Annotated in this window: 18 protein-coding genes; 14 read left to right on the top strand and 4 right to left on the bottom strand. The window is 52.6% G+C overall.

The genetic code is table 11. The features are described from left to right. Positions 1–8 precede the first annotated feature (8 nt). From BN4275_RS15180 to BN4275_RS15165, 4 genes are all read left to right on the top strand, one after another. The gene (locus tag BN4275_RS15180; protein ID WP_242863692.1) at positions 9–617 is read left to right on the top strand and encodes a glycerol-3-phosphate acyltransferase; all 609 of its coding nucleotides are present in this window, start codon (positions 9–11) and stop codon (positions 615–617) included. Positions 618–722: 105 nt separating this feature from the next. Beyond that, positions 723–2,006 carry a LysM peptidoglycan-binding domain-containing protein gene (locus tag BN4275_RS15175; protein ID WP_066459798.1) on the top strand — a complete coding sequence of 428 codons (1,284 nt, stop codon included), beginning with the start codon at positions 723–725 and terminating at the stop codon, positions 2,004–2,006. 224 nt (positions 2,007–2,230) lie between these two features. Further along, a complete protein-coding gene (locus BN4275_RS15170) occupies positions 2,231–3,037 on the top strand; it encodes an amidohydrolase family protein (RefSeq protein ID WP_066459793.1) in 807 nt (268 codons plus the stop codon). A gap of 152 nt (positions 3,038–3,189) precedes the next feature. Next, on the top strand, positions 3,190–3,564 hold the full coding sequence (locus tag BN4275_RS15165; RefSeq protein ID WP_066459791.1) for a helix-turn-helix domain-containing protein: 375 nt from the start codon (positions 3,190–3,192) through the stop codon (positions 3,562–3,564). Between the two features lie 74 nt (positions 3,565–3,638). On the opposite strand, the gene BN4275_RS15160 is transcribed toward BN4275_RS15165, so the two are convergent. The 3 genes from BN4275_RS15160 to BN4275_RS15150 form a co-directional block, all read right to left on the bottom strand. After that, positions 3,639–4,628, bottom strand: a complete 990-nt coding sequence (locus tag BN4275_RS15160) for a class B sortase (RefSeq protein WP_154018897.1) — start codon at positions 4,626–4,628, stop codon at positions 3,639–3,641. After that, the gene (locus tag BN4275_RS15155; protein ID WP_066459786.1) at positions 4,598–7,912 is read right to left on the bottom strand and encodes an InlB B-repeat-containing protein; all 3,315 of its coding nucleotides are present in this window, start codon (positions 7,910–7,912) and stop codon (positions 4,598–4,600) included. The genes BN4275_RS15160 and BN4275_RS15155 overlap by 31 nt, the downstream gene beginning before the upstream one ends. An 81-nt stretch (positions 7,913–7,993) precedes the next feature. Continuing rightward, a complete protein-coding gene (locus BN4275_RS15150; protein ID WP_066459783.1) occupies positions 7,994–9,436 on the bottom strand; it encodes an Rrf2 family transcriptional regulator in 1,443 nt (480 codons plus the stop codon). Positions 9,437–9,841: 405 nt separating this feature from the next. Between BN4275_RS15150 and BN4275_RS15145 the strand changes: the two genes are divergently transcribed. From BN4275_RS15145 to BN4275_RS15120, 6 genes are all read left to right on the top strand, one after another. Continuing rightward, the gene (locus BN4275_RS15145) at positions 9,842–11,362 is read left to right on the top strand and encodes a hypothetical protein (protein ID WP_066459780.1); all 1,521 of its coding nucleotides are present in this window, start codon (positions 9,842–9,844) and stop codon (positions 11,360–11,362) included. Between the two features lie 192 nt (positions 11,363–11,554). Further along, entirely contained in the window at positions 11,555–12,871 is a 1,317-nt protein-coding gene (locus tag BN4275_RS15140) for a bifunctional diguanylate cyclase/phosphodiesterase (protein ID WP_066459778.1), read from the top strand. Positions 12,872–13,114: 243 nt separating this feature from the next. After that, positions 13,115–14,164, top strand: a complete 1,050-nt coding sequence (locus tag BN4275_RS15135; RefSeq protein WP_066459776.1) for an ABC transporter ATP-binding protein — start codon at positions 13,115–13,117, stop codon at positions 14,162–14,164. Continuing rightward, entirely contained in the window at positions 14,161–14,973 is an 813-nt protein-coding gene (locus tag BN4275_RS15130; protein WP_199719769.1) for an ABC transporter permease, read from the top strand. The genes BN4275_RS15135 and BN4275_RS15130 overlap by 4 nt, the downstream gene beginning before the upstream one ends. Continuing rightward, positions 14,973–15,785 (top strand): ABC transporter permease, encoded by an 813-nt coding sequence (locus tag BN4275_RS15125; protein WP_066459774.1) that lies wholly within the window; start codon positions 14,973–14,975, stop codon positions 15,783–15,785. The genes BN4275_RS15130 and BN4275_RS15125 overlap by 1 nt, the downstream gene beginning before the upstream one ends. Continuing rightward, positions 15,782–17,023 carry an ABC transporter substrate-binding protein gene (locus BN4275_RS15120; protein WP_066459772.1) on the top strand — a complete coding sequence of 414 codons (1,242 nt, stop codon included), beginning with the start codon at positions 15,782–15,784 and terminating at the stop codon, positions 17,021–17,023. The genes BN4275_RS15125 and BN4275_RS15120 overlap by 4 nt, the downstream gene beginning before the upstream one ends. 76 nt (positions 17,024–17,099) lie before the next feature. Here BN4275_RS15120 and BN4275_RS15115 read toward each other — a convergent pair whose 3' ends face one another. Further along, a complete protein-coding gene (locus BN4275_RS15115; protein WP_066459771.1) occupies positions 17,100–17,321 on the bottom strand; it encodes a hypothetical protein in 222 nt (73 codons plus the stop codon). A 183-nt stretch (positions 17,322–17,504) separates the two neighbouring features. On the opposite strand from BN4275_RS15115, the gene BN4275_RS15110 reads away from it, so the two are divergent. From BN4275_RS15110 to BN4275_RS15095, 4 genes are all read left to right on the top strand, one after another. Next, complete coding sequence (locus BN4275_RS15110; protein ID WP_066459770.1) at positions 17,505–19,958, top strand: ATP-dependent Clp protease ATP-binding subunit; 2,454 nt, start codon at positions 17,505–17,507, stop codon at positions 19,956–19,958. 91 nt (positions 19,959–20,049) lie between these two features. Beyond that, positions 20,050–20,718, top strand: coding sequence for an HAD family hydrolase (locus BN4275_RS15105; RefSeq protein WP_202614997.1), 669 nt, complete (start codon positions 20,050–20,052; stop codon positions 20,716–20,718). A gap of 344 nt (positions 20,719–21,062) precedes the next feature. After that, complete coding sequence (locus BN4275_RS15100; protein ID WP_066459769.1) at positions 21,063–21,653, top strand: helix-turn-helix domain-containing protein; 591 nt, start codon at positions 21,063–21,065, stop codon at positions 21,651–21,653. Then, complete coding sequence (locus tag BN4275_RS15095) at positions 21,653–23,308, top strand: AMP-binding protein (RefSeq protein ID WP_242863690.1); 1,656 nt, start codon at positions 21,653–21,655, stop codon at positions 23,306–23,308. The genes BN4275_RS15100 and BN4275_RS15095 overlap by 1 nt, the downstream gene beginning before the upstream one ends. Positions 23,309–23,310: the final 2 nt, after the last annotated feature.

The raw sequence follows: 23,310 nt of genomic DNA, 5'->3' as shown, positions 1-23,310 counted from the left end.
GGCTTTTGATGGAACGTTTGGGATGTTTTCTTGCAGGCTATCTGCTCGGCTGCATTTTGACAGCCGAACTGCTCGCCTATTATAAGACCGGAAAAAGCGCCCGGACGATGGGGTCGGGGAACCCTGGAACAGCCAATATGACACGCCTGTTCGGGAAAAGAGCGGGTGCGCTGGTGCTTTGCGGAGACGTTATGAAAACCGCGGCTGCCTGCCTTCTGTGCAGGCTCGCGTTTTTCCCGCAGCTGGGAAGAATCGCGGTTCTTTATGCGGGAATCGGCGCCGCGTGCGGTCACAATTTCCCATTTTGGAATGGGTTTCGCGGCGGCAAAGGAGTTGCGGTGACCTGCACCTTCTTGGTGCTGTATTCCCCCATGTGGGGGACGGCAAGTTGTCTGGCGGGGCTTGGATTGGTGTTTCTGACCGGCTACCTTGCTGTTGGTGCGACAGCGATCCCAATCGTGTTTCTGCCGTTTGCGGCCTCGCTTTCCGGGTGGGAAGCGGGACTGCTCGTCCTTGCGGCCGCGGGCATGATGGCGGCGCGCAATTTCGGATCTTTCCGGCGGATTGCCGCGGGAAGTGAAAAAAAAGCCGGCTTCCTGCATCGGTTCCGGCGCTGAAAAAGCCCTCCGGGAAATGCTTCCCGGAGGGCTTTTCTGCATCCAGCTTCAATTTTAAGCATAAAGATAGGATGGAATGTATTTTTCAGAAATGGAGAGGGTAATATGGTCATCCATACGGTGGAGCGCGGGGACACGCTCTTTTCGATTGCGCGCCGGTATCAGGTGCCGGTACAGCAGCTCATCCAATATAATGGCCTGCAGAACGCCGACCGCCTGGTGGTGGGACAGACGATCGTGATCCTATATCCAAAAAACCTTTATACGGTGCAGGCGGGGGATTCCCTTTATGGGATCGCGCAGAAATACAAAATCCCACTCAACGAGCTCTACCGCAACAATCCGGGGTTAATTGAACGGGCCTACATCTATCCCGGCCAGCAGTTGGTGATTTCCTTCAGCCAACAAAAGCTTGGAAATATGGATGTGCTCGGTTATGCATATCCGGACGTCAACCGGCGGCTTTTAAAAAACATGCTTCCGTTTATGAGCTATCTGATGCCGTTTACCTATGAAATTGAGGAGGACGGGGAGCTCTCTGAAATGGAGGATGAGGAGCTCATCGAGATGGCAAAGGAAACAGATGTGGCCCCGCTGATGCACCTTTCCAATCTCCGGGAACCAATTGGGTTTGACAGTGACCTGGCGCATCTGGTGCTGACGAATCGCCGGATTCAGGAACGGCTGATTGAAGAGACGCTTGAAACCATCCAGGAGAAGGGCTATGTTGGGCTGGATATTGATTTTGAAAACCTTTATGCCGCGGATAAAAAGCTTTTTGCGGACTTTGTAGGCCGGATGCGCGGGCAGCTGAACCCGGCCGGATACGAAGTCTTTGCGGCGTTGGCGGCCAAGACTTCCGATGATCAGAAGGGGCTGCTTCTGGAAGGGCACGATTACCAGGCGGTTGGGGAAGCGGCAAACGGTGTTTTGCTGATGACCTATGAATGGGGGTACCGGTATGGCCCGCCGATGGCGGTTGCGCCGGTGGGGAATGTCCGGGAGGTGCTTGATTACGCGGTCACGCGCATCCAGCCGGAAAAGATTTTCATGGGCATCCCGAATTACGGTTACGACTGGCCGCTTCCATATGTGCAGGGCGTGACTGCTGCGAAGTCGATATCAAACGTCCGGGCTGTACAGATTGCCGCGGAATACGGCGTGCAGATCGAGTACAGCAGTACCGCGCAGGCGCCCCATTTCCGTTATCAGGATGGATCGGCCGAGCACGAGGTCTGGTTCGAAGATGCCAAAAGCATCCGTACAAAACTGGAACTGGTGGCTGAATACGGTCTGCGCGGAGCGGGCTACTGGAACCTGATGCGTCCATTCCCGGAAAACTGGAGCGTTCTGAACGCGCTATACAGGATCGAACAGCCTGGTTTTTAAACAGCGTGGATTTTCACTTTTCATGGAAGGTTGCAGGCGGACAAAAAAGTGCTATAATAAGCGCGGGCAATTTGAAAAAATGCCAAATTGCGTCCGCCTTGGGCGGGACTGAAGCGGTTGCGGCCGTGTGCTGTGCTTTAATATCACAAAACGCTTCGCGCTGGTGATATAATATAGTACGTTGCTGCTTACGAAAACCTGTCTGTGAAAGGAGATCTTCTCTTTTGAAAATAATTGATGCACACCTTCATTTTTGCAGGGCGGAATATTTCGACGGCATCGCTGCCGCCGCCGGGCATGAAAATACGGCGGAACATCTGAGCGAACAGTATGGAAAACTGGGGATCGTTCATGGTGTTGTGATGGGGAACCGCGGCTTGTCTGCACAGGGGGATTATCCGCCATTTCTCAGCTACTGTGTCGGTTTGGATGAAGAGCGTCTGCGGGAGGAAAGCTACCAGCAGACCGTGGAACAGGTGCAACTGCATCTGCAGCGGAAAAACTGTGTGGGGATCAAATTGTATCCGGGTTACAACAGCACTTATGTGACCGATCAGATTTATGCCCCCTTTTATGAGCTTGCCGCGCGCTATCAAAAACCGGTGGCAATCCACACGGGCGCGACCGCCGGGAAAGGCGCGCTGCTCAAATATAGTCATCCGCTGACACTGGACGAATTGGCGGTGCGGTATCCGCAGGTGCAGTTTGTCATGTGCCATTTTGGGAATCCATGGCTGGTGGATGCGGCGGCGGTGCTCGAGAAAAACGATAACGTTGCGGTTGACCTGTCCGGACTATTGGAGGGCCGGGTCAACCCCTGCGCCTTTTTTGCGGAAAACGGCGGCTATGTCGAACAGCTGCGGATCTGGATGAAATATGCGGACTGCTACGACCGGGTCATGTTCGGCACCGATTGGCCGCTTGTGAACCTCAAGGAATATATTGCTTTTATCGGGCGCCTGGTGCCGGAACGATTCCAGGAAGATATCTTTTTTGGCAACGCCAACCGGATCTATCAGCTCGGCTTATGAATCCTGCGAAGGCCTCCGTCTGTTTTGGGACGGAGGTCTTTTGATTACAATTTGTATAAAATATAAGGACTATTGTATCGATTTGCTTAGGTACAAAAAGAAGATTTTTGCCGATAAATTCCTGTATCATCATAATCAAGGGGGTATTTATTATGGAGATCGGCAAGATCGTTGGTAAAAAAATCAAAAAGTATAGGGAACGGACAGGCAAAACGCAGCTGCATTTTGCCCTCGACACCTATATGAGCCCCTCCTATATCAGTCGGTTTGAACGTGGGATTGTAACAAACCCTACCAAGGCGACGCTGGAACACATCGCGAAATCTCTGGGCACGACGTTGGAGGAGCTGATCCATGAAGAGGAAGAACAGCATGCAGGGACGAAGGGGGAAGCGCGGCAGGAAGACTACCGGCCATTATCTTATGACGACTACCTGAAATTCCAGGAGCAGTATCGCAAAATGCCGGCGGGAAGGCAGCGACAGCTCAGGATTATCCTTAACGCGCTCTTTATGGACATCCAGTAAGCAATGGAGAAAAGATTTATGGCGTGCGCAAAATTTAGATTGCGCACACCATAAAATCCGCCTTGCCTGTTTTATCACACAGCAGAACGATGTTTTAAGGGATTGGGGCAAAATGCCGTTGCCCGCCCGTTTGATTGCGAAGCAGTATCATTCGTCATTTTTAGTCTTGCGACTACCACAAATCTCCCATTTTCACTGTAAAAGTTGCAGGTGGTAAGGGTGATTAATTCATCCCCATATGATGCGGTTACTCCGGTGTCATACAGCGATAATTCTTTACAGGTATCTACGAATGTATAAAATTCTTCTTCGTTTTCAGCATCGGTAAAATTATAAAATGCAAAGTGGCCGTTTCCCGCATCCGCCGTCACATGAAAAACCGCCACGATATCATATTTGCCTGTTTCGTACAGGGTGTCAAATTGGATGACGGGGTGCTCCCGCCAAAAAGATTGTTCCTGATAGGAGAGGAGGGGCGTGAACATGGTGTCCCCGCTTTTCATGTTGTGGCCGTACAAGAGCAGATTGTCACTGCGGGGATCCAATGTGCAGTCGTATCCGATAAAAGGCGTTCCGGCTATGGAATCATTTTTGTAGAAGTCTTTTCTAAGGTAATATTCCACATCATCGGGGGTATACATCACCGGGTAGCTCAGATTTGTTCCTTCGATTTTAATCCAGCCGGCCATATCCGGATTTTGTTCATGCAGCTTTGCATATTGCGGGAGAACCCGCGGTTCAGCCATATCTTCTTGTATTTCTGCCGGTGGATCGCTCGGCGCTTTTTCATGAGAAGCGGCCGCCTGAACCTGATCCCGAAGCTGCTCAAACGCAGCTTTATCTTTCTCATTCTTGAGAACAATACCGACCCAACATGCAGTGGAGATCAAGAATACTGCAGCCAAAGCTCCGCTTATCATCTGTTTTTTCGTCATTTCATCCCTCCGGCTCAATACAGTATCTTTGGCAGATGGAATACCCAAAGAGACAGAAAGAATTTTCTTTCTGTCTCTTTGGCTTAATATTGCTCCGCTTACCGGCAGCGTTTCTTTCTGTTTATCCAAACCAACCCTGCTCCTGAGAGAACGCTCACCGCCAGCCAAAGGCCGGACATGGAGGAAGCGCCCGTATCCGGCAGGGGTTTTGGATTCGGTGCGGCGCCCGGGCCGGCTGGCGTTCCGGGTTTTGCCGGATCAGCCGGACGGTTGGGATCAAGCGGGAAAGTCGTGCCCTGCGTCCATTTGGCATAGACCGTTTTATCCCGGTCCATATACACAGAGGAGATTTTTTGGGTCAACGCCTGATCTGCATACCAGCCTTCAAAGGTGTAGCTATCCTTTGTGGGGCGTTGTGTCAGCCGTACGGTCGTATATTCCGTCACCCTTCTGCTGGAAATAGGGGATCCGCCATTGGTCCGGAAGATCAGAGTATAGTAGGTGTCGTCGTCACCGCCGCCGCCACTGTTTCCACCGCCACCGTTTCCGCCGTTGCTGCTTCCGCCGCCACCGCCACCGCTGTTGGATTCCCATTGGGCGAACAGGGCTACATCCTTCGCCGGCATCGTAAAGGTAGAACCGACTGTGTAGTCGTTGCCTTCGCCGTCCTTCCAGCCGGTGAATGACATACCCTCATAGGTAAAGGTGTTTTCAAAAACCGTTACGATTTCACCTTCCGCATATTCGGCTGGCTCAGCCGGAGCTGTGCCGCTGCCGCCGTTGGCGTCATAGGCGACCGTGTATTTAGGAGTATCTATTTCATAATAAACCTTAAACACGCTGCCGGCGGGCATTGGATTTGTCAATTCCAGGCTAAGCACATTGTTTGCGTTTGTTTGGTCAAAGGAATATTGGACGCCATCGTATGTAACAACCTCTTCCGGGGTTATGGTGTACATGCCCAGCGGTCCGGAGAAGGTCTTCGTCTCTGTGGGAAGTGCAGCGTAGCTTCCATCCGACGACTGGTAATAATACTCCACCTGATATTTGACGCCCTGTGCCAATTCCAAAACCGGAACAACAGGGCTCTGCTGTTCGGCGTCTGTTTCCGTATAGACCGCAGTGAAGTCTCCCTTTGTGCGGACATCAAATTTTTGCAGATCCGCTGGGGAAACATCTGCGAGATAGGTTTCAACCAGGTTTCTCCCGACCTGTTCCGCTGTTTTATCGGCGTCTTTAGAGGTTGAGTAAAGGGTGACCGGCAATCTGCCTGCAAAGGTAAAATCTCCGGCCTTGCTGATGGTGGTTTTATATCGTAGACCATACTTATAGTGATAATAATCGACCAGGGCGATGTCGTCGTCCTCGCCCCACACCGGCGCGCTGGATAAGCCCAAGTTCCCATCTTGATAGATGCCGCTTCCGGCTTTGGTTGCGGTATTGCCGGAGATCGTTCCGCCGGCGATATGAACCGTTTGCTCGTTGCCGATTCCGCCGCCGGTCTCGGCAGTGTTGCCGCGGATTTCTCCGCCAGTGAGATTGAGCGTGCCGCTTTCTGAAGAGCTGCTATGTCCTTGATTGGCAATACCGCCGCCGCAGTACGCTTTGTTGCCGCTGATCACTCCGCCTTCGACATTGAGCGTGCCGCAGTTATAAATACCGCCGCCGCCGCGCATAGCGCTTGTCTGATCATTTGCGCCGGCAGTATTGTTGATGATCTTCGCGTCGCCGGTGATCGTCAAGATGGCCTCTCCAGTGTAACCGTCCGTGGGGGTAAATCCGCCGCCGCTGGAACAGGAAATTCCGCCGCCGCAGGTGGACGCTTCGTTAGAAGAAATTGTTCCGCCCGAGATCACTCCCGTTGCGTTACGGATGGCAACGCCGCCGCCGTAGCAATCTCCCGATCCGTTTTCTACCTTGTTCTTCGTAATAGTACCGCCAGTCATTTCAAAGGCGGCTCCATCACAAATATAAACCCCGCCACCGGCGCCTACGGGACCGTCTCCGTCATTGGCGGTATTTCCCTGGATCAATGCATTGCCGGATAATTGCAAGGAGCCCTTTTCACCATCGACATAGACTCCGCCGCCTTTTTCATTATTGCGCGGATTATTGTTATCGATAATTTTTCCGCCGCTCATCTTGAATATTCCGTTTCTAACAGCAACTCCGCCGCCCTGTTCTGCGGAACTATTTGAAACTTCTCCGCCATTCATCACAAATGAACCGTCTTCAGCAACATAAATTCCTCCGCCATAGCAGATGTCGGAGCTTGTATCATAGAACCCCCGGGTTACTGCCGAGCCGTCTTCCATGACAAGGGTTCCTTCAACATAGACCAGCTGGCCATATGTATTTTCTCCGTCGATGGTCAGGGTATTTGTGCCGGAACCCGCCAGGGTGAGCGTCGCACCGCTGGCAATGGTGATCATCTTGTGACCCTTGCTGATCAGACAGCTGTCCTCTCCGTCAGCAGGCATTAAGGCGACCTGTTTTCCGGCAGGGATGGAAATGGGGCTCATTTCAATGGTTCCTTTTACACGAATTACAACATTTGTCTCGCTGTTTCCCAGGATGTCCTTCATTTCAGCCTCTGACGAAACCAAATGTTCTGCTCCGTTGTTGCCGCCGATAGGGTTAATTAGTGCAGCAGGTATACCTGCTGCACTGCACACATGTGTGCAGTCGGCGCCCTCTGCGGGCGCCACATATCCGCAGTTTTCGTCGTGAACGTGGTTGCAGGGCGTGCCCTCCCCGGGGATATATCCGCAGGCGGCGTCGTGCTCGTGGGGACAGGCGAGCTCTTTCGCGATACAGCCGTTTTCCTCGGTGCATTCGTGGGTGCACTCTGTGGGTTCCGGGGCCGCTCCTTCGTCATTGAGGACAGAGATTGCTTCCTCTTCGTCCTCGGGAGCGGACGGGGTTTCCACGCCTTCCTCTACGGGGAGGGACAGGGTTTCTCCCGCTGCATCGCCTTCCACCGGGGTTTCTGCTGCTTCCGCGTCCCCCGAAGCAGTATCCATAGGTGCTTCCATTTCACCTTCATCGCCGGGCGCTGTGTCTGCAGGCGCTTGCGTATCTACCGAATCCAGAACGGGATAGCATGCGTCTGTGTGTTCATGGACACAATTGGTCACCAGCTGATAGCATTCCTCAGTATGTTCATGGCTGCACGGGATACTCTGCGCGCCTTCTGTAAACCCGCAGGCGTCATCATGTATATGGGAGCAGGGTACGCCCTCCACAGAGGCGATGTAGCCACAGTTTTCATCGTGGATATGCCCGCAAAGCTCGCAGGCAGCTTGCGGGATTTCTTTTTCGTTTTCTTCTGTTTCGGCAGCCAATGCTACGGAGTTAAACACCGTGGCTACCATCACTGCCGCCAGCAAAAGAGACAACAGTTTTCGTTTCATGATCAGATAGCTCCTTTTGATTTATTGTTAAACGAATTAAAAATATCCGTTTTTCATCCATAAATTAGATAATCTTCTGTTTTAGTGGTTGTCCACCACCATATGCCAGTCGATCTTTTGGGTGGCGGCAAGAAAGCTGTATTTAATTCGCGGAGAAAATACGCCGCATTCGTCCCGCATAATCATGTTTACAGCCTCCTCATGGGAATAACGCGAATTGTATACCCGATCATTGGTCAATGCGTCGTAGCAATCCACAATACCCACCACCTGAGCGCACAAGGGGATCTCCTCACCGGCCAGCCCGTCCGGATAACCGCGTCCGTCGTACCGCTCATGATGAAATCGGCAGATGTTGTAAACAAATACAGACCATTCCGGATTGTCCGTCAAGGTGGGAATCTTTTGTGCCAATTCAGCTCCTTGGGTAGTATGGGCCTGCATCAGCTTTCGCTCCTCCGGAGTTAAGGCTCCGGGCTTTGCCAAGATATCCCTGGGGATGGTCAGCTTGCCGATATCATGCAGCGCCGCCAGCCTGGAGATTGCACAGATTTCCTCTACAGGCAGCGCGGCGTCGGGATACAACTCTCTCATCGCCCACAACAGCTTTCCGGTTCGATGCACCACTCCACGGCTGTGGCCCTTGCCCTCTGGCGAAATATTATCCAGCACAAACTGAAACATAGCAATGAGATCCCAATAGCTGTGTTGAAGCTCCTGCCGTTTTTGAATCACCGCCTCGTCCAGAGCGTTCAGTTCAAACTGGACTGTGGCGGCATTGTTAATGGTCAGCATCAAAGTTTGCGCTCCGCTTACCCAGCCGCGAAAAAGGATCATTTCCATCCAGAGGTAACCGTTACTCGTTTTAAAGCGGTAATAGATACGTTCTTTGGTGTAAGATTCATCTTGAGATCGAACTTCGGCGCCTTTCTTCATAAAGGCTTCCACCCCTTTCCTGTCATCGGGATGGATAAAGCCTGTAGTGTACTCCACAATGAGCTGCGAGTAACGCCCGCTGGAAGGGAGAATCTGACTGATGCCGTCATCGTGTATGTACTGGGTAAAATAGGTGTCCGCCTGAACATCCACCATTATATTCATTAAATGAGTTCGGATCTTGCAGCCCTGTGAGTCCATCAGCGCAGCAATGGTAGTTCCGCCGAACCGGTCTTCAATCTCCCATTGGGCTTGCTCATACGCCCGGCGCAGGTAGTCCGGCATGTCAGAAGATGCACTGCCTGGTTCTGACGTTAAAAATAGGTCTGCTTTCATACTTTTTTCCGTACAGCTGAGAATTTCCAGCATCGTAATGCTTTCAGGCGGCTTGGCCAGACGGTACCCCCCACGGCTGCCCTTGACAGCATCAATCAGGCCGGCCTGCTTCAGCAGCCTGATTACTTTGGGCACGTAGCTTGGGGGAATCCCCAGGCTTGTAGACAGCTGGACAGTGTTACAAATCTGTCCTTCCGCAGCCAGATAATACACAAGGCTCATTGCGTAATTTGTGGTTTTGGCAAACTGCATTTGTACCCTCCAATTCTATTTTTAAGCAAACGATATTCTCCAAGGGTCGTTAAAATTGGACAACCAATATTTTTAAAATGGCATTCACTTTACACCACCTTTTCTGAATTCGGACAAAAAAGGGACAAGTTCACTGCAAATAAAAAACGGTTCCCGCATCGCTGCTTTTACCGCGTTTCCTTACAGGCATAATTTATGTCATTTTTAATATGCCTATTGTGCAGCAAATCAAGGCCTCTTTTTAATCCTTGCAATAATTCCTGCATAATATATCATTTTATGGATGTTTTTGCGGATACTCAAGAGGGTATGACTTTTTGGCATTGCCAATTTTGTCATAAATATTGCCGTTTTGGCTTGAGATGGAATTTAGAATCTGATATACTGTTCATATGAGGTGAGAACATGACTTTTAGTAAAAAATTATCAGCACTGCTTGCCTTGACTATGACAAAGAATTCAGATCTTGCAAGAGCCATTCATATAGACCAGTCACAGATCAGCCGCATGAAAACCGGTGCCAGGGAACAGCCGCGTAAACCGCAGCTCTGCCGCTTGATGGCAGACTATTTTGCAAAATGCTGCAGCGATGAATACCGCCTGTCCGCCCTTGCCGATTTGACAGGGAACTTTCGGATTCAGGCGGATATCACCGAGCGCCATTTATCGAATATTCTGTTTGAGTGGTTAAGTACCAAAGATGAAGACCGGCCCAAAACCAGGGCGGAACATTTTTTATACAATATTAGCCAATACAAAGCAGATAAATCGAAGGATTATATTTTCGAAGCGAAAAACTGGCATCCGCAGGAAAATGATTTTGCCATCTATTATGGCAATGAGGGAAAACGCCAGGCGATCGCGGACTTTGCCCGGCTGCTGTTTGATTCAGGAAAACCCTACCATATACTGATTGCATCCGATGAATGTCAGGACTGGATATGTGAAGACGCCAGATTTGAGGAGGAAGCTTCTCGGATATTGCGTTCCTCTGTACAGTCCGGATGTACTTTCACGCATATTGTCGCGCCCACCGCCAATATTGACGAAGCTCTCATAATAATACAAAGATGGCTTTCCGCGTATGTTGCCGGTGCAATCCGCGCGTATTATTATCCTTGGCTAAGGGACAAGCTGTTTCGCCGTACCATGCTCGTTGTGCCTGGTTTGGGCGCGCTCTATTCCGAATCAATCGGCGATACAGTACCAAGCCGTATGACAACGCTCACCACGGTTCCGGAAGTAGTAGATGCCTATGCGCAAAAATTCGACGATTATTTGGCGCTCTGTAAGCCAATGATGGAAATTTTTACAGAAGGAACCATCGACAAACTGTATCCTTACATTTCGTCGATTACAGACGATTTCGCAGACAGACTCCACAAATTTGCCTCTCTGTCCACATATATGCTTCCTGCTGAAATCATGGAGAATATATGCAGGCAAGAGGGCACAAAAATGGCGGAACAGTGCTATGGGCTTCATTTGCTCAGCATTGAAGCAATGGAAAAAACGTTAAAAAACCATAGAATAGAGAATATGATCTGCCTTGCATTACCCGAAGCGGTGAGAAATGGAGAGGTTCCAATCCCAAACACGTTGCTTTTTAGCAAACCGTACTTTTATACAGTGGACGAATATAAAGCGCATCTGCAAAATATTATAGATAAATTGGAATCTACGGAAATGTACAATGTGATTATCACAGATAAAGCGGCGGAAAATTCGCTGATTATGTTTGTTCAGGGCAACGGGCGGGCGATGCTTATCAGAGCAGAGAACCCCTTTACGGTGGTCAACGTTATTGAGGCGCGGTTGGCCTCTGCATTCTGTGATTATTTAAGGCTAATGGCCGATGAGGAACGGCACAAATGCAGCCGGCAGAGAACCATCGCGTGTTTAAAAGAGTATATTGCGCATTTGTAGTAAACTAAGCATGAGGGATTGGGCTGCGGGAATACGGGAAAGGTTTTTCCGGATGCGACCGGTCCATTCTCGCCGGGGTTTTACCATAAATATCAAAAAAGAAAGAATTTTCAAATAACTAAAGACATTTCTGCCGGAATCTGCTAAAATTGGTCTATACGGAATCCATCGAGAATTAGGAAGGTGCAGGATATGTTTTTTAATCGGAAAGATACAAAGACTGTAAATGCGGCGTTACCGGCAGCCTATTTTGAGAGTCCGAACCGTCCGCTTTGCTTGGAAAAAATGGAAGAAGCGATACGCGGCGAAGGGAAAAAGAAAAAGGGCGCGATCATAAAACTTTATATTGAAAATTTTAAATTGTTCAATGATACCTTCGGTTATGATTATGGTGGACTTCTGTTGGAGGAAATTGCCCGTTTCATGGCGGGGACGCTCAATGCCGACGTCTACCGGTATGCAGGCGTAGAGTTCATTTCCATTATGGAAGGAGCGAGCTTCACCCAGGCTTCGGAGGCGGTGGAGCGGGTCTTGGAGCGCTTTGAAAGCACCTGGCGGATCAACGACCTTGACTGCATGTGCGCAGTCGATATGGGCGTCGTGCTCTATCCGGAGCGCGCGCAGTCCGCTGAGGAAGCCGCCAAACATCTCGACCTCGCGGTCAGCGAATCGGCGAGCAAGGGACAAAATCAGTACACCTTTTATAATCAGGAGCTGGAGGACAAGATCTGCCGCAAGCAGATCATCGCCCAGAATATTAAAAATGCAATCAAAAGCGGAGAAGGCATCGAGGTGCGCTACCGCCCGACTTTTAACCTCGAACGCCAGCAGTTCACCCGCGCGGAAGGATATCTTCGGCTGTTTTCTCCGGAATTGGGCGTGCTGAGCGCGCAGGAGTTTTTGCCTGTCGCGGAGGAACTGGGCCTCATCTGCGCGGTCAATGAGTTTGAACTGCGGCGTGCCTGCAAGCTGATCAAAGAGCTGCTTGCGGAGAAAAAGGATTTTGAAACGATTGCCGTGCTGATTTCCCCAATCATGTTTCTGCAGGAACATTTTCCGGACGATGTGCGCGCAATGCTCAAGGAATATGATATCCCGGCCAACAAGCTGGCGTTTGAAATTACAGAAAGCGTGCTGATCGATTCGTTCGCGCGGGTGAACATTGTCATGCAGGAACTGTCCGACATGGAGATTGAATTCGTGCTCAACGAATTCGGCACCGGCTATTCGGGCATCAACAACATCCTCTCGCTGCCGATTGACGTGCTCAAACTCGAGCGGCTGTTCGTCTGGCAGCTGGAGGAGAATCCGCGCAGCGGCTACATCATCCAGGGACTCATCCAAATTGCCCATAACCTGGGCCTCAAACTGATCGCCGAAGGCGTGGAAACCGAAAATCAGATCCAGAGGCTGGCGGAGTACGGCTGCCGTTACGAGCAGGGCTTTTACTACTCGCCTACGGTGGATGTATTGGGTCTAAAGGAACTGTTGAATCCGATTCAGGAATAGATCGCTGTAATTGTCAAAGCCCGGGCAGAGTCGCTGCCCGGGCTTTTTTGTGTGGCTGTATTCCACAGCATAAACGAGTATTTTTCAGGAAACTGGAGACAATTTAGGATGGATTCCCAAAAATCGCGGAATATGCGGAAAAACAGCAAAAATCCGCGAAAACAAGCTTGACTTTTTACGGTCTTATGCTATATTGGGTATTGCAGTTTTTGCGGCTGTATGCGTAGTAAGGGGGATGCATCGATGGGAGAACACAACATTGTAAGCCTGCGGGATATTTCGGTGGATTTTGATGGGGAACCGATCCTGGTCGGGCTTGACCTTGAAATTCACGATAAAGAATTCGTTACCCTTTTGGGGCCGTCCGGCTGCGGCAAGACCACCACCCTGCGCACGATCGGCGGTTTTGTCATCCCCAAAAGCGGTGACGTTTTTTTTGACGGCGTGCGCATCAACGACCTGCCGCCCCACAAACGGCAGGTGAACACCGTATTCCAGCGTTACGCGCTGTTTCCGCATCTGAACGTCTTTGAAAATGTCGAATTTGGGCTCAAGCTCAAAAAGATCCCGGAGAATGAACGCCGCGCCCGCGTGCGGGAGATGCTCGACCTTGTGAACCTCTCCGGGTTTGACCGCCGCAATATCGACCAGCTTTCAGGCGGGCAGCAGCAGCGGATCGCGATTGCACGCGCGTTGGTGAACCATCCGCGCGTCCTGCTCCTTGACGAGCCGCTGGGTGCCTTGGATCTCAAACTGCGCAAAGAGATGCAGATCGAGCTCAAACGGATGCAGCAGGCGCTCGAAATTACCTTCATCTATGTCACCCACGACCAGGAGGAGGCCCTCACCATGTCAGACACGGTCGTGGTCATGAAGGACGGCGACATCTTGCAGGTCGGCACGCCGCAGGATATCTACAATGAACCAAAAAACGCCTTCGTGGCGGATTTCATTGGGGAGAGCAACATCCTGGACGGCGTGATGCACCGGGACCGTCTGGTGGAGTTCGCGGGCAAGCAGTTCGACTGCGTCGATGTCGGCTTCGGCACCCTCGAACGGGTGGACGTTGTCATCCGGCCGGAGGACATCCGCATCATCGACCCCAAGGAGGCGCCGGTGACCGGCGTGGTGGAGTCGGTGATTTTCAAGGGCGTACATTATGAAATGATCGTCGACGCGCACGGCTACAAATGGATGATCCATTCCACCCGAGCCGAAGAACCCGGCGCTTTCATCGGCATGACGGTCGATCCGTTCGATATCCATATCATGCACAAGATGGAGGCGGAATGATGAGGTCGAAGGCAACCGCGTTTCCCTATCTCATCTGGATGGTCATTTTCATCGTCGCGCCGCTCCTGCTGGTGGCGTATTATGCGGTGACCACGCCGGAAGGGGAATTTACGATTGATTACATCTCCCAGGTCGGGGAATATACGCCGGTGCTGGTGCGTTCGGTCTGGCTGGCCGCCGTTGCGACGGTCCTCTGCCTGCTGATCGCCTATCCGCTCGCGTTCATCATCTCCCGCCGCAGTGGAAACGGGCAGCGCACGATGATTATGCTGGTGATGCTGCCGATGTGGATGAATTTTCTGCTGCGCACCTATGCCTGGATGACCATTCTCGAAAAGAACGGCCTCATCAACCGGTTCCTGGCAAACTTCGGGATCGGGCCGCTCGAAATGATCAATACACAGGGCGCGGTCGTGCTCGGCATGGTGTATAACTACCTGCCGTTCATGATCCTGCCGCTCTATTCGATCATGACCAAGATCCCCCAGAACGTCATAGAGGCGGCTCAGGACCTTGGCTGCAGCAGCTTTCAGGTGCTGGGCAAGGTGCTTTTGCCGCTGACCGTACCGGGCATCTCGACCGGGGTCATCATGGTGTTCGTGCCGTCGGTCTCCACCTTTATCATATCCCGGATGCTCGGCGGCGGCGGGAACCTCTTAATCGGCGATCTCATCGATCTGCAGTTTCTCGGCAACGCCTACAACCCGAACCTCGGCGCGGCGATTTCGCTCGTGCTGATGGTGCTGATCCTGCTGTGCATGAGCATCACTAACCAGTTTGGCGATGAGGAAAAGGAGGGCGTGATCTGATGAAATGGCTCTCCAAATCCTATGTCGGCGTGGTGATGGCGTTTCTTTACGCGCCGATCGCGGTGCTGATCGTCTTTTCCTTTAACCAGTCGAAATCCCGCGGCGCGTGGACCGGTTTCACCTTCGCATGGTATCAAAAGCTCTTCACCAATGAGGTGATTCTGCAGTCGCTCATGAACACGCTTGTCATCGCGGTCGTCTCGTCGATCGTCGCGACCGTGCTTGGGACGCTGGCCGCCATCGGCATTTCAAATATGAAGCGGCTGACCCGTGGGATCGTCATGAACATCACCTACATGCCGGTGGTCAATCCGGAGATCGTCACCGGCGTTTCGCTGATGCTGCTGTTCGTCTGGGTGAAGTCGGTCGGAATCCATATCGAGTTTGGCTTCCTCACCCTGATCCTGGCGCATATCACCTTCAATGTCCCGTATGTGATTTTAAACGTCCTGCCAAAGCTGCGCCAGATGGACGTATTCGTCTACGAAGCGGCACAGGATCTCGGCTGCAGTCCGGCGCAGGCCTTCTTCAAGGTTGTGATCCCGGAGATCCTGCCGGGCATCCTCTCCGGCTTTTTGATGGCGTTTACCTATTCACTCGACGATTTCATCATCAGCTACTTTGTCGCGGGCGCGACCTCCCAGACGCTGCCGATCACCATCTTTTCGATGACCCGGCGCAAGGTGAGCCCGGAGATCAACGCCCTGTCCGCGATCATCTTCGCGGTGGTGCTGACCGTGCTGCTCATCGTCAATGCGCATGACGCGCGCCGCGAGCGGGAAAACCGCCAGAAAGCGAGGGCGCGTGCATGAAAAAGCTGTTTTTGCTTTCTTTGACCGTGGCTTTTGCGGTATTGCTGGCAGTCCCGGCAAGCGCAGCAGTCGAAGTGGTCGATCCCGGTTATTATGCCCGGTTTCGTGGGAAGGGAAAATCGATCAATGTCCACAACTGGGGCGAATACATTGCCGACGGTTCGGACGGCGGGATGGATGTCATTGCGGAGTTTGAGAAGCTGACCGGCATCAAGGTCAACTACACCACCTTCTCGACCAACGAGGAGGTCTACGCCCGCCTGCGGGGCGGCAGTGCGAATTATGATGTCATCATCCCGAGCGACTATATGATCGCGCGGATGATCCGGGAGGGGATGCTCGAAAAGCTCGACCTTTCAAACATTCCGAACGCGGCGTTCATTTCGGAGGAGTTCCGGCATAACGCCTTCGATCCAACCGCGGAATATTCGGTTCCGTACACCTGGGGAACGGTTGGCGTCATCTACAACACCCAGATGGTTGACGAGGCGGATCTCGGCAGCTGGGATTTGCTCTGGAACGAAAAATACATGGGCAACATTCTGATGTTTTCCAATCCTCGGGATGCTTTTGGCATCTCGCTCAAACGACTCGGCTATACGATCAACCCGGAAAATGAAGAACAGCTTTCTGAATCGCTCGCGGAGCTGAAAAAGCAGAAGATGCTTGTCCAGGCGTATGTCATGGACGAAATTTTCGACAAAATGATCGGCGGGGAAGCCGCGATCGCGCCCTACTATGCGGGCGATGCGCTCACGATGATGGCGGACAACCCGGATCTTGGCTACTTTGCGCCGTCAGAGGGGACTAATCTCTTTGTCGACGCGACCGTCATCCCCAAAGGCAGCCGGGAGAAGGAATGTGCTGAGATGTTCATCAACTTCCTGCAGGAGCCAAAGGTTGGCGCGGCGAATATTGGATATATCGGCTATTCCTCCCCGAACGACGCAGTGCTGGCCGAACTGCCGGTCGAAGTGATCGAAAATCCGGTCGCGTATCCGCCGCGGGAGGTTCTCGCAAAAACCGACTTCTGGAAGGATCTGCCGCCTGAACTTAATAAGGCCGTTGACGCGGCGTGGACTGAACTTCTTTCCTCGGATGAGCAGTACAGCAAATGGCTGATCCCGATGATGATGGCTGCCGGTATCGCAGCTTCGGTCACGATTAACCTGGCGCGCGCTTATCGCCGCCGCCGCGACCGGGAATATACCGACAGCTTCCCGAAAAAACGAATGTAAAGGATATTGTCATTAGGAAGAACTGGGGCCGGGATGCAAAGCATCCCGGCCCCAGTTGGATTACATCCTTTGTGGATTAGCAACCGCAGCCGCAACCGCAGCCGTTGTTGTAGCATCCGCAGTCGTTCGCGGTGTTGCCGCAATCGCATCCGCATCCACAGTTGTTGTTGCAGCCGCAGCCACAGCCACTGTTGGCAACCGAGCCGCCCCAGCCAAAGCCATTGCCGCCCCAACCAAAGATGATGATGATCAGGATGATGATCCAGAAGTAGTTTCCGCCAAAGTTATTGCATCCCATGAAAAGTAACCTCCTAATTGTGATTTCAACTCATACTATGTTGTACGGCACGGTTCGGTTACAGAGCAAAATACTTTTTGACGAATATCGAAAGCCCGCTCTGACCATATTACAGATGGAAGCCGCATAAAGATTATGTGGTTGGATTCTCTATTTCCCAACAAGTTCATTTGAGGTGGTTATTTGTTTAAATTCAACGGTTTTACGCCGAAGGCGAACGCCGCGATCAACTGCGCGATCGAGGAAGCGTCCGCGCTGGGGCATACCTATATCGGGAGTGAACACCTGCTGCTGGGCCTACTGCTGGAGGGCAGCGGCGTGGCTTTCACTGTCCTGCAGAAAGCGGGCGTCACGGTTGAAAAGGTGCGGGAAATGCTCATCAAAACGGTGGGCCGCGGCATCCAGTCGGTTTTGAACCCGTCGGATATCACTCCGCGCTGCAAGCGGATTTTGGAGCTTTCGCTCATGCAGACGCGCATGAGCGGCATTCCGCTCGCGGGTACGGAACACATCCTTGTAAACCTGCTCAAAGAGAACGAAAGCTACGGGGTACGCTTTTTACGCCAGCTGCTGGTTGACCCGGAACAGGTGCAGAAGCAGCTTTCCGACATGACCTGCAGCATGGGCCCGGCGGATCTGCCGGGCGGCGTGAAAAAAGTTTCCCCGTCGCGCACCAAAACGGCGGCCCGCACGCCGCTCATTGATAAATATAGCCGGGACCTTACCGAACTGGCGCGGCAGGGCAAGCTCGACCCGGTGATCGGAAGGGAAAAAGAGGTGGAACGGGTTTTGCAGATCCTGACCCGCCGGACCAAAAATAACCCCTGTCTGATTGGCGAGGCCGGGGTTGGAAAGACTGCGATTGCGGAAGGGATCGCGCGACGGATTGTCGATATGGATGTCCCGCAGCAGCTCAAGGATAAACGCTTCGTTGCCCTCGACCTGACCGGTATGGTCGCCGGGACAAAGTATCGCGGTGACTTTGAAGAACGGATCAAGAACACGATTGAGGAGGTGGTTGCCGCCGGGAATATCATCATGTTTATTGACGAACTGCACACGATCATCGGGACAGGAGCGGCCGAAGGCGCTGTCGACGCGGCCAACATCCTGAAACCCCAGCTTGCGCGTGGGGAATTTCAGCTGGTGGGCGCAACGACAATCGACGAATACCGCAAGTTCATCGAAAAGGATAGCGCTTTGGAACGGCGCTTCCAGAGCGTGATGGTGGAGGAACCCAGCGAGAAGGACACTATTGAAATTATCCGGGGCCTGCGGGAAAAATACGAGGCGCACCACAAACTGAAGATCGCTGACGATGCGATCTCCGCCGCGGTGGGGCTTTCCGCGCGCTATATTGCCGACCGCCATCTCCCGGACAAGGCGATCGACCTGATCGATGAAGCTTGCTCGCGTGTAAAGATGAATACCATTACAGTTCCGAATTGTATTAAAGATTTGGAAAATAAGCTGAACGCCCTGAAAATTGATAAGGAAAACGCAATCTCATCCCAGGATTTTGAATTCGCGGCGAGCATCCGGGACCGGGAAGCCGAACTCAAGGCGAAACTTGAAAAGGCGCAGGGAGAATGGGAACTTTCGGGCGACGCGGATGGCCAAAAGGTCACCGGGGAGGATATTGCAAAGCTTGTGGCGGACATCACCCGCATTGACGTGACCCGGATTACCGAGGCGCAGAGCGACCAGCTTCTGCATCTGGAAGAATCGCTGCACGAGATGCTTATAGGGCAGGAACAGGCAGTACATGCCGTGGCAAACGCCATACGGCGTTCCCGTGTCGGACTGCATGACCCTGCGCGGCCGCTTGGCTCGTTCATCTTTCTGGGACCGACCGGCGTGGGCAAAACCGAGCTCTGTAAAGCGCTTGCCAAGTGCATGTTCGGTGATCCGCACGCGATGATCCGGCTCGACATGTCGGAATATATGGAGCGGCACGCGGTTTCGAAGCTGGTGGGTTCGCCGCCCGGATATGTCGGTTTCGAGGAAGGCGGACAGCTCACCGAAAAAATCCGGCGCCGCCCATATTCGGTACTGCTTTTTGATGAAATTGAAAAGGCACATCCGGATTTTTTCAACCTGCTTTTACAGATTCTGGAGGATGGCATTCTGACCGACGCGCAGGGCCGGACGGTCAGTTTCAAAAACGCCATCATCATCATGACCTCCAATGTTGGAGCGCGGCTTATCACCGAACAGGCTAACCTTGGATTTTCACTTGGGGATGAAACCGACTTCGACCGGCAGCAGGAAAACATCCGCAAGATGATGCTTGCCGAACTCAAAAAGGAGTTCAAGCCGGAATTTTTAAACCGTGTGGATGAAATTATCGTTTTCCATAAGCTCACCCAGGAGGAAGTGCGCAGGATTGCGGAAAATATGCTTGATGCGCTCAAAACCCGTCTGGCCGGGCTTTCGATTGAAATCAGCTTTGATGAAACCGCGACAAAGCAGATTTCTACTGATGGGTTCGATCCGCTCTATGGCGCGCGCCCGCTGCGTCGCGCGATCCAAAGCCGTATCGAGGATAAGCTGGCGGACGAAATGCTTCACGGCAGGATCAAAGCCGGGGATAAAATCCGCTGTACCTATGCGGACGAACAGTTTTTGTTCTCTTGATAGGTCTTTGTTTTGTCAGATACGCGAATAGCATTTTACACAAAGATGTGATACAATGCTTGTGACGAATAACGATCCCGGAGGCGTCACAATGCGGATAATAAAGCGGCTTGCGATCTTTGATATGGACGGGACCCTGCTCAATACGCTGGATGACCTGGCAAACGCATGCAATTACGCGCTGCGGGAGAACGGTTTTCCCGCGCATCCGAACGAGGCCTACCGATATTTCGTGGGGGACGGGATCCACAAGCTCGTGGAGCGCAGCCTGCCGCTGTGGGTGAAAAATGACGAAACGGTTCACGCGAGGGTAAAAGAAGCTTTCGATGTATATTATGGGGCGCACAGCGAGGATCTGACGAAACCCTATGACGGCGTGCTCGAGACGCTCGACGCAATGCGCGCGCAGGGCACCTGCCTCGCGGTGCTCTCGAATAAGCCGCATGAATTCGTGACCGTACTCGCCAAAAAATATTTTGGGGAACGGTTTGCCGTGGCGCATGGGCAGCGCGCCGGCTACCCAAGAAAGCCCGATGCGTCGCTCGTCAAAGAAATTTTGGAATTGACCGGGACAGGCCAGGGAGACTGCATCTACTGCGGGGATTCCGGGGTGGATATGCAGACGGCCAAAAATGGCGGCGTCTATGCCATCGGCGCGCTGTGGGGGTTCCGGGATGGGGAGGAACTGCTTAAAAATGGGGCGGATGCCCTGGCGGAGTCGTTCCCGGATCTTTTAAAATTTTCCCATGGAACCTATTGACAAATGGTTTCGGATCGTGTATATTAAACCACAATGATATTTGAAAGACGATGACAGGGACTGCGGAAAACATGGGTCTGTCCACAGAGAGCCGGCGTTTGGTGAAAGCCGGCGGCAGATAGTTTCCTGCTGATCACCCTTGAGTCGGGTGCCAAAAGCCGGCTGGCGAGTAGGTTCCCCCGCTGGACAGCGTTAAAGGTCGGAAGCTTGTTGGAGCTTTGCTAAGTGGTGCGTTTGCACAATGTGGGTGGTACCGCGGATTTGTTTATACAGACCCGTCCCTATTGAGTTAGGGATGGGTCTTTTTGTTTTATCGAAAATGAATTTGATATGGAGGTCATCATATGCAGGATCAGCTCAAAGAGATTGCCCAGAGAATTAAGGCGCTTCGTGAAATTATGGAAATTCCGGTGGGAGAACTGGCGCGGGAAAATGGAGTCACCGCAGAGGAGTATCTGGAATACGAATCCGGTGAAAAAGATTTTACCTTCACCTTCCTTTATAACTGCGCACAGCTTTTTGGAGTGGACATCATCGAGCTTTTGACCGGCGAAAAGCCGCGGCTTTCCTTCTATTCGATCGTCCGCAAGGATGCGGGGCTCAAGATCAACCGCCGCAAGGGCTTTACCTATAACCATCTTGCCTATCGCTTTTCCGACAAGACCGCCGAGCCGTTTTTGGTCACCGCGCCTTTCTTTGAGGAGGAGCAGGATCAGCCGATCCACCTTTCGACCCACGACGGCCAGGAATTTGACTACGTCCTCAAGGGCCAGCTCAAGGTACAGATGGAGGACCATGTCGAATACCTGGAAGCGGGCGACGCGATTTATTACGACAGCGGCCACGGCCACGGGATGATCGCGACCGGCGGCGAGGAGTGCGTTTTTTTAGCAATTGTAATGCGGGATCAGCATGAGAGAGGGGAAAGAGACTGATGGAGATGGAGAATTTTTATCAGCGCTTCTGTAAGGAGCGCTTTGACGAGAAAGGCGTGCTTACTTACTTCGAACCGGTGATTGCCGATAACTTCAACTTTGCTTATGACGTGGTCGATGAGATCGCCCGTCTGGAACCGGGCCGCCGGGCGATGGTCTGGTGCAATGTCGCCGGGGAAGAACGAACCTTCACTTTCCGTGAAATGAAGCTCTATTCGGACAAATGCGCCCAGATGCTTACCGATCACGGCATCAAAAAAGGCGACATGGTCATGCTGGTGCTCAAGCGTCACTATGAGTTCTGGTTCACTGTGCTCGCCCTGCATAAGATCGGCGCGGTCGGCGTTCCGGCGACCAATCTGCTCACCGTGAAGGATATCCTCTACCGCTTTGAGGCCGCAAGCATCACCGCCTGCGTCTGTTCGGGCGAATGCAACATCACCGAATATGTTGACGAGGCCTGCAAAAAGTATCCTGACATCCGCGCGAAGTTCATCGTGCGCGGCAAGCGGGAAGGATGGATCGATTACGCCGCCGAGCTTAAAAAGTACGATGGAAACTGGCAGCGTGTGGAAAATTCCAAAGAGGACCCGCTGCTGCTTTATTTTACCTCCGGCACGACCGGATTCCCAAAGATGGTCGTCCACAATCATGCCTATCCGGCGGCGCACATTCTGACAGCCCGTTACTGGCACAATGTCCATGCGGACGATCTGCACCTGACCGTTTCCGAGACTGGCTGGATGAAGGCGGTTTGGGGAAAACTTTACGGTCAGTGGTTTGCGGCGGCGTCAATCTTCGTCTATGACTTTGACAAATTCGTCCCGGGCGACCTGCTTCATGTAATGGAAAAGTACGGCGTTACGACCTTCTGCGCGCCGCCGACCATCTACCGTTTCTTCATCAAGGAAGGGCTTGGAGGCTACAATTTGAAAAATCTGCGCTACTCGACCACCGCGGGCGAGGCGCTCAACCCTGAGGTCTATAACCGCTGGCTTGAATTTACCGGGCTCAAACTTATGGAATGCTACGGTCAGACCGAGACGGTCGTGCAGTGCGTCAACCTGGCTGGGACTACGCCGAAACCCGGCTCGATGGGCAAACCTTCCCCGCAGTATCATCTGCGGCTGGTGGATGAGGAAGGAAATGATGTTCCGCGCGGCGAAGTCGGTGAAATCTGCGTCGATACGCAGAAACCGTATTTCGGACTCTTCAATGGGTACTACCGCAACGAGGAAGCCACCAGAGCCGCCTGGCATGACGGTCTCTACCATACCGGCGACACGGCGTGGATGGACGAGGACGGCTACCTCTGGTATGTTGGGCGCACTGACGATGTGATCAAGGCGTCCGGCTACCGCATCGGGCCGTTTGAGATTGAGAGTGTGCTGATGGAGCACCCCGCCGTGCTGGAATGCGCGGTCACCGGCGCACCCGACCCGATCCGCGGTACTGTCGTCAAGGCGACCATTGTGTTGACCAAGGCCTACCAGCCGTCCGACGAATTGAAAAAGGAACTGCAGACCTATGTGAAAAGACAGACCGCACCTTATAAATATCCCCGTATCGTCGAGTTCGTGGAAGAACTGCCCAAGACCATCTCCGGCAAAATCCGCCGCACCGAGATCCGTGCGAAGGATGGCCAGAAAGACTGATC

Source organism: Anaerotruncus rubiinfantis, assembly GCF_900078395.1.
In the GTDB taxonomy this organism is placed as follows: domain Bacteria; phylum Bacillota; class Clostridia; order Oscillospirales; family Ruminococcaceae; genus Anaerotruncus; species Anaerotruncus rubiinfantis.
This window is presented reverse-complemented; position numbering and strand designations above follow the sequence as displayed.